The following is a 12,160-nucleotide window of genomic DNA, read 5'->3' as shown; positions in this document are numbered from 1 at the left end:
AAGGATGCACATACGGTATGCAGTATGCAGCAGACTGAATTCCGCGCAGGCGGGGAGATAGGGAGAGGCCGCAATGACCAAGACTGCGCCCGAGAGCACACCCTCGCTCACGGTTCGCGAACCCGAGGTGATCTCCGGGGGCCATTTGGTGGCGAAGGCGCTGAAGGCCGAGGGGATCGAGGTGATCTTCACCTTGTGCGGCGGTCACATCATCGACATCTATGACGGGTGCGTCGATGAAGGCATCGACGTCGTCGACGTCCGGCATGAGCAGGTGGCCGCGCACGCGGCCGACGGCTACGCCAGGATCACCGGCCGCCCTGGGTGCGCCGTCGTCACCGCCGGCCCCGGCACCACCGACGCGGTCACCGGTGTCGCCAACGCGTTCCGCGCCGAGAGCCCGATGCTGCTGATCGGCGGGCAGGGGGCGCTGAGCCAGCACAAGATGGGCTCCCTGCAGGACCTGCCCCACGTCGACATGATGTCGCCCATCAGCAAGTTCGCCGCGACCGTGCCCGGCACCGAACGAGTGGCCGACATGGTGTCGATGGCCTTCCGCGAGTGTTACAACGGCGCGCCCGGGCCGTCCTTCCTGGAGATCCCGCGCGACATCCTCGACGCCAAGGTGCCCGTCGAGAAGGCCAGGATCCCCCAGACCGGCCAGTACCGCGCCTCGACCCGGCAGGCCGGCGACCCCGAGGCCATCGAGCGCCTCGCCGACCTGATCTCCCACGCGAGCAAGCCGTGCATCCTGCTGGGCAGCCAGGTCTGGACCTGCCGGGGCAGCGACGCCGCGATCGACCTGGTCCGCGCGCTCAACGTGCCCGCCTACATGAACGGCGCGGGCCGCGGCACCCTCCCGCCCGGCGACCCGCACCACTTCCAGCTGTCCCGCCGCTACGCCTTCACCAACGCCGACCTCATCATCATCGTCGGCACCCCGTTCGACTTCCGGATGGGCTACGGCAAGCGCCTCTCACCCACCGCGACCGTCGTCCAGATCGACCTCGACTACCGCACGGTGGGCAAGAACCGCGACATCGACCTCGGCATCGTCGGCGACGCGGGCCTGGTCCTGTCCTCGGTGGCCGCCGCCGCGAGCGGCCGGGTGAGCAACGGCGCGGCCGGGCGGAAGGAGTGGCTGGAGGAGCTGCGCGCGGTCGAGACCGCCGCCTACCAGAAGCGCCTGCCGCGCCAACTGTCCGACGCGGACCCGATCGACCCCTACCGGCTGGTCCACGAGATCAACGAGTTCCTCACCGAAGACTCCATCTACATCGGCGACGGCGGCGACATCGTCACCTTCTCCGGCCAGGTCGTCCAGCCCAAGTCGCCCGGCCACTGGATGGACCCGGGTCCGCTCGGCACCCTCGGCGTGGGCGTGCCGTTCGTGCTCGCCGCCAAGTACGCCCGCCCCGACAAGGAGGTCGTGGCCCTCTTCGGCGACGGCGCCTTCAGCCTCACCGGGTGGGACTTCGAGACGCTGGTCCGCTACAACCTGCCCTTCGTCGGGATCGTCGGCAACAACTCCTCGATGAACCAGATCCGCTACGGCCAGATCCAGAAGTACGGCGAGGGCCGCGGCAGGGTCGGCAACACGCTCGGCGACGTGCGCTACAGCGAGTTCGCCAAGATGCTCGGCGGCTACGGCGAAGAGGTCCGCAGTCCCGCGGAGATCCGGCCGGCCATGGAGCGCGCCCGCGCGTCCGGCAAGCCGTCCCTGATCAACGTGTGGGTGGATCCGGAGGTCTACGCCCCCGGAACCATGAACCAGACCATGTACAAGTAAAGGGGCATGCGATGACCAAGGCTCTGGAAGGCGTGCGTGTCCTCGACATGACCCACGTCCAGTCCGGTCCTTCGGCCACCCAGTTGCTGGCGTGGCTCGGGGCCGACGTGGTCAAGCTCGAGGCGCCGTCCGGCGACATCACCCGCAAGCAGCTCCGCGACCTTCCCGGGGTGGACAGCCTCTATTTCACGATGCTCAACTGCAACAAGCGGAGCATCACGCTCAACATGAAGTCGCCCGAGGGCAAGCAGATCTTCACCGACCTCGTCGGCTCCTCCGACATCATGGTGGAGAACTTCGGCCCCGGCGCGATCGACCGCATGGGCTTCACCTGGGACCGGCTCCGCGAGCTGAACCCCCGCCTGATCTACGCCTCGATCAAGGGCTTCGGGCCGGGCAGATACGCCGACTACAAGGCGTACGAGGTGATCGCCCAGGCGATGGGCGGCTCGATGACCACCACCGGCTTCGAGGACGGGCCGCCGCTGGCGACGGGCGCCCAGATCGGCGACTCGGGCACCGGCATCCACGTGGTGGCCGCCATCCTCGCCGCGCTCTTCCAGCGGGAGCAGACGGGCAGGGGCCAGCGGGTGCAGGTGGCGATGCAGGACGCGGTGCTCAACCTGTGCCGGGTCAAGCTCCGTGACCAGCAGCGTCTCGCGCACGGCCCGCTCTCCGAATACCCCAACGAGAACTTCGGCGACGAGGTGCCCAGGTCGGGCAACGCCTCGGGCGGCGGCCAGCCGGGCTGGGCCGTCCGGTGCGCTCCCGGTGGTCCCAACGACTACATCTACGTGATCGTCCAGCCGGTCGGCTGGGCCCCGCTGTCCCGGATCATCGGCCGGCCCGAGCTGGCCGAGGACCCCGAGTGGGCGACCCCGGAGGCCCGCCTGCCGAAGCTGGACAAGATGTTCCAGATCATCGAGGACTGGAGCGCGGGCCTCGGCAAGTGGGAGGTGCTCGACCGGCTCAACGCCGCGAACATCCCATGCGGTCCCATCCTGTCCACCCAGGAGCTGATCGAGGACCAGGCGCTGAGGGACAACGGGATGGTGGTCACCGTCGAGCATCCCGAGCGTGGTCCGTTCACCACCGTCGGCAGCCCGCTCCAGCTCTCCGACTCGCCGGTCGACATCGTCAGTTCCCCGCTGCTCGGCGAGCACAACGAGCAGATCTACGGCGAGTTGGGCATCTCCGCCGACCGCCTGGCCGAACTGAAGACGAACGGAGTGATCTGACGCATGAGCCACGACCAGACCGCGGTGCGAGAGGTCCTGGAGAAGGCCAGGGCCGAGGGCCGCACGGCGCTGACCGCGCCCGAGGGCAAGAAGATCTGCGACGCGTACGGCATCGCCACGCCCGGTGAGGGGGTGGCCGCCTCCGCCGAGGAGGCCGCGCGGCTCGCCGAGGAGATCGGCTTCCCCGTCGTGCTCAAAGTGGTCTCGCCCGACATCCTGCACAAGACGGAAGCCGGGGGCGTCCTCGTCGGTGTCGCCACGGCGGCCGCCGCGCGCGCCGGTTACGACCAGGTCATGGCCTCCGCGCTGGCCTACAACCCGGAAGCGGTGATCGACGGCATCCAGGTGCAGCGGATGCTCGGTGGCGGCCAGGAGGTCATCATCGGCGCGGTCACCGATCCGACCTTCGGAAAGGTCGTCGCCTTCGGCCTCGGTGGGGTGCTCGTCGAGGTCCTGCGTGATGTGACCTTCCGAATTACCCCACTTTCGGGTGATGATGCACTAGGGATGCTCGACGACATCAGAGCGGCGGAGGTGCTGCGCGGTGTGCGGGGGGCCGAAGCGGTCGCTCGTGAGCCCCTTGCTGACATGATCCAGCGCGTCAGCGCGCTCGTCGACGACTTCCCCGAGATCACCGAGATCGATCTCAACCCCGTCTTCGCCGACGCCCGCGGCGCCACCGCCGCCGACGTGCGCGTCCTGCTCGCCGCCGGTCCGGTCGTGGAGCCCGCACGGCTGGGACGCGACGAGATCCTCAGCTCGATGAACCGGATCTTCAAGCCGCGCTCGGTCGCGGTGATCGGGGCGTCGGCCGAGGATGGCAAGATCGGCAACTCGGTCATGCGCAACCTGATCAACGGCGGTTACCGGGGCAACATCTACCCGATCAACCCCAAGGCCACCGAGATCCTCGGCCTGCCGGCCTATCCGAGCATCACTGCGGTGCCGGGCGACGTCGACGTGGCGGTCTTCGCCATCCCCGCCAAGTTCGTGCCGGCCGCGCTGGAGGAGGCGGGCGCGAAGGGGGCGGCGGGAGCCATCATGATCCCGTCCGGCTTCGCCGAGACCGGCAACGTGGCGGGCCAGCAGGAGCTCGTGGAGATCGCCAGGCGGCACGGCATCCGGATGCTGGGCCCCAACATCTACGGCTACTACTACACGCCCGAGAACCTCTGCGCGACCTTCTGCACGCCGTACGACGTGCGCGGGAGCGTGGCGTTGACCTCGCAGAGCGGCGGCATCGGGATGGCCATCCTGGGCTTCAGCCGTACCACCAAGATGGGCGTGTCGGCGATCGTCGGGGTGGGGAACAAGGCCGACGTCGACGAGGACGACCTGCTCACCTTCTTCGAGCAGGACGACAACACCCGCTGTGTCGCCATGCACCTCGAAGACCTCAAGGACGGGCGGGGCTTCGTCGAGGTGGCGCGCCGGGTCGTCAAGACCAAGCCGGTGATCGTGCTCAAGGCCGGCCGTACGGCCATGGGGGCCCGGGCGGCGAGTTCGCACACCGGGGCGCTGGCCGGCGACGACAAGGTGTACGACGACATCCTGCGGCAGGCCGGGGTCGTCAGGGCGCCGGGGCTGAACGAGATGCTCGAATACGCCAGGGCCCTGCCGTTGCTGCCCACGCCCAAGGGCGAGAACGTCGTGATCATCACGGCGGCGGGCGGCTCCGGCGTGCTGCTCTCGGATGCCTGCGTCGACAACGGGCTGACGCTCATGGACATCCCACCCGACCTCGACCAGGCCTTCCGCGCCTATATTCCGCCGTTCGGCGCGGCGGGCAACCCGATCGACATCACCGGCGGCGAACCACCCACCACCTACGAGAACACCATCAGGCTTGGCATGTCAGACCCCCGGATCCACGCGTTGATCCTCGGCTACTGGCACACCATCGTCACCCCGCCCATGGTCTTCGCCGAGCTCGCGGCGCGGGTCGTGGGCGAGTGCCGGGCGGCGGGACACGACAAACCGGTCGTGGTCTCCCTCGCCGGCGACACCGAGGTCGAGGCCGCGTGCGAATACCTCTTCGACCACGGCATCGTCGCCTATCCCTACACCACCGAGAAGCCGGTCGCCGTGCTCGGCGCCAAGTACCAATGGGCCCGGGCATCGGGGTCGATGGGCGGCTGACCGGCAGCACCACGACATCACTGTACGAACAAGGAGTCCCGCGGGCACGGGCGCGCTTCCCGTCCCGCGGAGCTCCAAGGGGGCCATCGGGGTCGACACCCGGATCCGCAAATCTCCCGAGGAGGTCCAAGCGTGGACACTTCATCAACACCGGCGGCGACGCCGCACAGCTCGGCGGGTCCCACCCCGCCGGACCAGGAAGAACGGGTATGGCACGCCGGCAAGCTGGAGCCGATGCCCATCCGCAAACTGCCCGACGCGCCCCCGTCGGTACACCTTCTCGGGCCCACCGTGTTCCTCGTCGCGCTCGGCGTCGGAATGGGCGAGTCGTACATGTGGCCACGCCTGGTCCTGCTGTTCGGGCCGGAGATCAGGTGGCTGTTCCTGATCGGCGTCACCCTCCAGGCCGTGGTGATGCTGGAGATGGCGAGATACGCCATGGCGACCGGGGAGAGCATCTTCTTCGGCGCGGCGCGGGTCTTCAAGCCACTGATGTGGTTCTTCTTCGTCGTCGCGATCCTCGTCTACATCTGGCCGGGGCACCTGTCGGCGGGAGCCGCGGCCTTCGAACAGATCACCGGAATTCCATGGCTGATAACGGCGTGCGTCGGGCTGGTCCTGGTCGGCGTGCTCTTCAGCCTCGCGAAAGTGATCTACAACCTGCTGGAGAACGTGCTGTCGATCCTGATCGGCACGCTCGTCATCAGCACCGCGGTCGTCGCGGCCATCGTCGGCACCTGGGGCGACGTCGTCACCACGATCAGCGGCATGTTCGCCTTCGGCTACCTGCCGTCGGAAGCGATGTCGGCGGCCTGGTTCCCGGTCATCGTGGGCTCGATCGCCTTCGCGGGGCCCTCGGGCATGCAGCAGATGTGGTACACCCTGCACCTGCGCGACTCCGGCGCCGGAATGGGCGCGCACATCCCGCAGGTCCGCGGGCTGCGGCACGCGGGCGAAGAAGAGGCCATGCCCTCGCGGGGCTTCATGTTCGACACCGACAACCCGGCGGAGCTGGCGAAGTGGAAGGGCTGGCGCCGCTGGGTGACCTTCGACGCGCTGCTGCTCTTCTGGGGCATCACGATGCTGGTGACGATCTCCTTCACCGTGATCGCGCAGGCCGCCGCGCGGCAGAACCCGGGCGTGCGTGATGTGATCGAGTCCGGGGAGCGGGAGGCGGCGCTGAACGCGATGGCCGACTCCTTCGCCTCCGCGGGCAGCTCGGTCCTCGGCGCGGTCTTCCTCGGTTTCATCGCCCTGATCGGCATGAACGCCACCCTCGGCCTCTTCGACTCCTTCTCGCGTGGCCAGGCGGACATGACCTACCACTTCGTCAAGGGGGCCAAGAGGCTGCGGATGTCGCACCTCTACGCGGTCTTCCTCTGGGGAGTGATCGGCTTCGGCATCCTGATCCTGCTGTTCGGCCCCGCGGACGGGCCGAGCGGGATCCTCGACACCCTCGCCTTCCTGTCCACCTTCGCCATGGGCGCCTACTGCGTCACCCTGCTGCTGGTGAACAACCGGATGCTGCCCAAACCGATCCGGCCGAAGATCTGGACGAACCTGATCATCGGCTTCGGGGCGGTCTTCTATCTGGGAATGCTGTTCTACAGCCTCTTCCAATTCGGCGTGGTCGTGGGCTGACATGACCGCCGAACGTGTACGACGACTCGGTGAGCTCGCGCTTCCTGGGTTCGCGATCGGAGTCGCGGCCGGCGTCATCGCCGGTGGGCTGTCCCTCATCGCAGGGCAGCCCGCCGGTTGGGGCCTGGCCTCCGCTCTCGCCCTCGGACTCCCGCTGGCCGTCTTCGGCGGGATGTACGGCGTGCTGATGGGCAAGGAGATCTTCAGGCCGGGGGTCTTCGCGCCCGCCGGGCTCTACTGGATGGTCGCCTTCCCCATTTCCCGGCTGTGCCACGAGACGGTCACCAGCACTCTGGTGACCGGATCTCCCCAGCTCCGTGAGGACCTCCTGGCGTTCCTCGCCTTCCAGGCGCTGATCAGCCTGGGCTTCGCCATCGGATTCATCTGGCTGCACGAGCGGATCACGCCGCGGTGGCTGATGCGCATCCAGGCCGGCAATCCCGAAGCCCGCCGGTTGCTCGCGAAATACGTCCAGCACGCCGAGATCCTCTGGCAGGGACGAGAACAGCGGCGGACCGCACGGGCCCGCAGCAAAGGAGCGAGTTGACTTCCTCCCCACGCCAAATAGAGGCGGGGATTCCAACCTTCGAAGGAGCTCTCGATGAGCCTGCCCGCCTGGGTGTGGATCGTGACCATCGTGGGTTTCGTGGCGGTGATCGCATTCGATTTCCATCTCGTGGCGCGCAACCCACATGAGCCGTCATTCCGGGAATGCACCGCGTGGGTGTCCTTCTATGTCCTTCTGGCGATCATCTTCGGGGTTGGAGTTCTCCTCGTCGCCGGCCCTCGGTACGGCGGGGAGTTCTTCGCCGGATGGATCACAGAATATTCGCTGAGCGCCGACAATCTTTTCGTTTTCGTGCTCATAATGAGCCGTTTCTCGGTGCCGAGGAAATATCGGCAGAAGGTGCTTCTCGTCGGGATCGTGCTGGCGTTGCTGATGCGCGGGATCTTCATCGCGGTCGGCGCCGAGGCGATCACGCGGTTCGACTGGCTCTTCTACCTGTTCGGCGCGTTCCTCATCTACACCGCGTGGAAGCTGATCGGCCATCAGGAGGAGGAGGCGGAGTTCTCCGAGAACCTCGCCCTTCGCACCGTGCGCCGGGTGTTTCCCACCACCGACCAGTACCACGGCGCCGCCGTCACCACGAGGGTCGACGGCCGCCGCATGGTGACCCCGATGCTGATCGTGATGGTCGCCATCGGCACCACCGACCTGCTGTTCGCCCTCGACTCGATTCCCGCGATCTTCGGCCTGACGAAGGAGCCCTACCTCGTCTTCACCGCCAACGCCTTCGCCCTCATGGGGCTGCGTCAGCTGTTCTTCCTGATCGGCGGCCTACTGGACCGGCTCGTCTACCTGAGCAAGGGCCTCGCGCTGATCTTGGGCTTCATCGGGGTCAAACTCGTCTTCGAGGCCCTCTACCACGACGGCGTCTCCTGGGCGCCGCAGATCTCGATCGCCCTGTCCCTGAGCGTGATCGTCGGCACTCTCGCCGTCACCGCGGTCGCCAGCCTGCTGAAGAACCGTTACGACCGCCTCAGGGCCGCATCCTCCACCGAGAACCAGGCCACCGAGAACCAGGCCACCGAGAACCAGGCCACCGAGAACCGGTCCGACAGGGAACCGGCCGACGTGGACTGATGTGGACTGACGTGGCCGACGCGGACAACCGGCGGGGCCGTCATCAGGCCCGCTGCCAGCGGCTGAGGTCCTGGCCGCTGCCGAGACCGCTGCCGGGCTGACTTAGCGGGAGCGGGTGTCGCCGGTGTACCGGGCACCCGCTCTCCGCCGCGCCGCGGGGGGTGAGCGGCGGAACCGCCGTAGGTTACCGGCCGGCCTTGAGGCTCTCGTCGGCTGCCCAGCGGCGTAGGTGCCTGTCGGCATCGCTGCTGTCGATCATGAGCTCACGCTGCTTGGCCATCGCGGTCGCCAGGCCCAGCCCCAGCGGACGGCCGTCGGCCAGCTGGCCCAGCGGCGGTTTGATCAGGAACCGCAGGCTGTTCTTGAGCTTCGGCACGTGAATTACCTCCTTCTTTCTCATTCATTCTCCGCCGCCCGCGTTTCTCGCGAGCGGAGTCTGTGTGACGTTCATGTCAACGCGTCCCGCGCCCCCCGCCCATCCCCTGACCAGAACTCCGCAGCCTGTGCCCGTGCTGGCCTGGGGGCGGCTGACCGCGCCGCCGTACGCGCCTGAAACGGGCGTCGTCGCGAGCTCACGCCGGCAGCGGGCCGCGTGCCGTACGCGACCGTTTCCGGACACGGGCCTGGACGAACGGGCGGCGGCGAACCCGGTCAGGTGGTGGGCGGGTCGGTGGTCAGCGGGAGCGGCGGCGCCTGGCCGGGACGGGCTCGGCGGCGGTGTCGTCGGTGTCGTCGGTGCGTTGTTCGAGGTAGGACCGGCGGGTGTGTTCCGTGTGGTCCCGCATCACCTCGGCCGCGCGGTGACTGTCACCGGCCTCGATCGCGTCGATGAGGGCGGTGTGCTCCTCCCACGACTTGGCGCCGCGATGGCGGGCCACGGGGGTGTAGTACCACCTGACGCGCCGGGACACCTGCGCCGCCAGCTCCGCCAGGACCTTGTTGCCCGAGAGGGCGGTGACGTAGGCGTGCAGCTCCGCGTTCGAGGCGACGGCGCCGTCGACGTCGCCCGCGTTGTGCGCCGCCTCGCCCCGCGCGCAGATCTCGCGCAGGTGGGCGGTGCCGCTCTCGTCGGAGTTCAGCGCCGCCAGCCGGGCGGACTCGGTTTCGAGCAGCCCGCGTACGGCCAGCAACTGGTCGGCCTCCTCATGGGTGGGCAGGTGCACGAAGGCGCCCTGCCCCGGCCGCAGATCGACCCAGCCCTCCCCGCTCAGCAACTGGAGCGCCTCGCGGACGGGCTGCCGCGACACCCCCAGAAGATCGGCAAGCTCATTTTCCACCAAATGCTGACCAGGGCTCAGGCTGCTCGTGATTATGAGTTCGAGGATCGCCTCGAAGACGCTTTCTCGAAGAGGCACAGGCCGTGCGATTCGCTGGGTCGCCATTTCCGTTCGCAACATTTCTCAGCTCCAATGAGAGGGGCGACCGGGTGGTTTGGCCCACGCTGTATCTCCACGATCCAGTCGACTGAGTACAGTATACCGTCCAGAAATGTTCTCTATCCGTGAACCTGGTCACAGCCATTTCACGCGGCTGCGGCGGGGTGCGGCACGGGAAGCGTGTCGGGCCGTCCGGGCTGGCGGAGACCGCGTGCGAGCACGATCGTGGTGAGGCACAGGCCGGCGGCGACCAGGCACGTGGTGGGCGACGGGCCGAACACGGCGACGCTTGCCATGCCCACGCCCACCGCCCCGCCGAGGCCCTTGGCGGCATAGATGACCCCGTGGATCTCGGCGGTGCGCCGATCCCCGAAGTACTCGCGGACCAGGCCGGCGATGAGGGGATAGAAACCCCCGCCACCCAGCCCGGCGAGGCAGACGAAGGCGGCCAGGAGCAGATGCGACCCGGTGGCGACCGCGCCCGCGAGTGCGAACTGGCCCACGGCCAGCAGCGTCAGCACCCCCAGCAGCGCCGCCCGCCTGCCCGCCTGCTCGGAGATCGCGACGGACACCGACCGCCCCGCCCCGTTCAGCGCGACCAGCACCGTGACGGCCGCGACCGCCGCACCCGGCCCGTACGGCGCGGCGAGGACGGCCGCGTAGACGACGTTGAAGAGCGAGACGGCGCCCGCGAGCACCAGGATCACCGCCATCGCCGGCAACGCGGGCGTCCGCATCGCCTCACCGGCCGAGAACTCGCGTACGGCGCGCGGGTTGGTGCGCAGTCCGGGGTTGAGCCGCCCGTCCAGAGCCCACTGCCGGGGATCGATGTGCGCCGGCCACCAGTGCCCGGGGGGATCGCGGAACACCAGCCCGGCCACCGTCACGACCACGAGGATCACGCCTGCCATGCCGTCGAGCACCCACGTCAGCCCCGGCCCCGCGGGCGACGCGTGCAGGGCGATGATGAGGGGGACCGCGCCGTAGGCGAACGCGCCGGTGACGAAGCTGACGCGCGCGGCGGAGCGCTCGGGGTACCACTTGGCCACGGTGGAACTGCAGGTGGCGTAGACGAGACCGCCGCCGAGGCCGCTGAGCAGGGAGTATCCGGCGAAGGCCAGTAGGTGGTCACCGGCGTGGGCGAGCGCGAGCGGGCCCACGGCGCTGAGCGCGGCCCCGACGAGCATCGTGGCGCGCGGGCGGAGCCGGCGGCGCTCCATCAGCGCGGCGGTGGGGAGGCCGACGACCGCCTGGCAGAGGGTCCACCCGGCCAGCAGCCAGAGCGCCTGACCGGTGGACCATCCGTGCGCCGCGGCGATCATCGGCAGGGTGGCGCCGTAGCCGTACTGCAGGACGCCGATGGCCGCCATCGCGGCCCAGGCCGCCCACAGCATCGTCGACCTGGGGCGATCTGGGGTGATGCCGGTGAGATAGACGCGGCCACGCCAGTCGCGGACCTCACGGCCGCGCGTTCTGAGAGTCTCCATACTGTATGTGATATGCAATTCTGGCCCCAATGTCGAGCCCTGGACGCAGAATGGACCATACGGTATACAGTCTACTAAGTCGTCCGGCGGAAGCGAGGCGCAACGCGTGGATCTGTACGAATACCAAGCGAAGGAGCTGTTCGCGGCCCACGGAGTCGCGACCCTCCCAGGTCAGGTGGCGCGGACCCCCGAGGAAGCGCGCGAAGTCGCAGCGCGGCTGGGGGTCCCCGTCGTGATCAAGGCACAGGTGAAGACCGGAGGCCGCGGCAAGGCGGGCGGCGTACGGCCCGCCCCCGGGCCGGCCTCGGCCGAGGACATCGCGCGCGACATCCTCGGCATGGAGATCAAGGGACATGTCGCGCGGAGTGTGCTGGTCGAGGCGGCCCAGGTCGTCTCGGCGGAGTATTACCTGGCCTTCCTGCTCGACCGGGCCGAGCGCACCTTCCTGGCCATCTGCTCGGTGGCGGGCGGCATGGACATCGAGGAGGTCGCGGCCACCCGGCCCGAGGCCCTGGCGCGGCTGCCCGTCGACCCGAACGCCGGAGTCGACATCCCCGCGGCCCGCCGCCTGGCCGTACAGGCGGGCCTGCCCGAGGAGGTCATCGAGCCGGCGGCCGAGGCGATCGTCCGGCTGTGGCGCGTCTTCGTCGCGGCCGACGCCACCCTCGTCGAGGTGAACCCGCTGGCCGCCACGGCCGACGGCCGGGTCATCGCGCTCGACGGCAAGGTCACGCTCGATGACAACGCGTTGTTCCGGCAGAAGGAGCATGTGGCGTTCGAGGACAAGGGTGCGGAGGATCCGCTGGAGGCGCGGGCGAAGGAGAAGGGTCTCAACTACGTCAAGC

Annotated in this window: 10 protein-coding genes; 7 read left to right on the top strand and 3 right to left on the bottom strand. The window is 68.7% G+C overall.

What is annotated here, in order from left to right; all coding sequences use genetic code 11:
- Positions 1 to 73: 73 nt before the first annotated feature.
- The 6 genes from MBA17_RS47700 (at position 74) to MBA17_RS47675 (ending at position 8,452) form a co-directional block, all read left to right on the top strand.
- Positions 74 to 1,789: a thiamine pyrophosphate-binding protein gene (locus MBA17_RS47700; RefSeq protein WP_238505546.1), complete on the top strand. Its 1,716-nt coding sequence runs from the start codon at positions 74 to 76 to the stop codon at positions 1,787 to 1,789.
- A gap of 11 nt (positions 1,790 to 1,800) precedes the next feature.
- Complete coding sequence (frc, locus tag MBA17_RS47695) at positions 1,801 to 3,027, top strand: formyl-CoA transferase (protein WP_238505545.1); 1,227 nt, start codon at positions 1,801 to 1,803, stop codon at positions 3,025 to 3,027.
- Between the two features lie 3 nt (positions 3,028 to 3,030).
- Entirely contained in the window at positions 3,031 to 5,166 is a 2,136-nt protein-coding gene (locus MBA17_RS47690; protein WP_238505544.1) for an acetate--CoA ligase family protein, read from the top strand.
- A gap of 132 nt (positions 5,167 to 5,298) precedes the next feature.
- Entirely contained in the window at positions 5,299 to 6,807 is a 1,509-nt protein-coding gene (locus tag MBA17_RS47685; RefSeq protein ID WP_238505543.1) for an Nramp family divalent metal transporter, read from the top strand.
- Between the two features lies 1 nt (position 6,808).
- On the top strand, positions 6,809 to 7,354 hold the full coding sequence (locus tag MBA17_RS47680) for a hypothetical protein (protein WP_238505542.1): 546 nt from the start codon (positions 6,809 to 6,811) through the stop codon (positions 7,352 to 7,354).
- A 54-nt stretch (positions 7,355 to 7,408) separates the two neighbouring features.
- Entirely contained in the window at positions 7,409 to 8,452 is a 1,044-nt protein-coding gene (locus MBA17_RS47675) for a TerC family protein (protein ID WP_238505541.1), read from the top strand.
- A gap of 184 nt (positions 8,453 to 8,636) precedes the next feature.
- Here MBA17_RS47675 and MBA17_RS47670 read toward each other — a convergent pair whose 3' ends face one another.
- From MBA17_RS47670 to MBA17_RS47660, 3 genes are all read right to left on the bottom strand, one after another.
- Complete coding sequence (locus MBA17_RS47670; RefSeq protein WP_238505540.1) at positions 8,637 to 8,828, bottom strand: hypothetical protein; 192 nt, start codon at positions 8,826 to 8,828, stop codon at positions 8,637 to 8,639.
- A gap of 298 nt (positions 8,829 to 9,126) precedes the next feature.
- Positions 9,127 to 9,849 (bottom strand): GntR family transcriptional regulator, encoded by a 723-nt coding sequence (locus MBA17_RS47665; RefSeq protein ID WP_238505539.1) that lies wholly within the window; start codon positions 9,847 to 9,849, stop codon positions 9,127 to 9,129.
- Positions 9,850 to 9,974: 125 nt separating this feature from the next.
- Positions 9,975 to 11,315, bottom strand: a complete 1,341-nt coding sequence (locus MBA17_RS47660) for an MFS transporter (RefSeq protein ID WP_238505538.1) — start codon at positions 11,313 to 11,315, stop codon at positions 9,975 to 9,977.
- 106 nt (positions 11,316 to 11,421) lie between these two features.
- On the opposite strand from MBA17_RS47660, the gene MBA17_RS47655 reads away from it, so the two are divergent.
- On the top strand, positions 11,422 to 12,160 hold a 739-nt coding region (locus MBA17_RS47655; RefSeq protein WP_238505537.1), incomplete at its 3' end, for an ATP-grasp domain-containing protein.

The organism is Dolomitihabitans soli (genome assembly GCF_022213955.1).
GTDB lineage: Bacteria > Actinomycetota > Actinomycetes > Streptosporangiales > Streptosporangiaceae > Streptosporangium_A > Streptosporangium_A soli.
The sequence above is the reverse complement of the archived record's forward strand: the minus strand, read 5'-3'. Positions and strand labels throughout refer to the sequence as shown.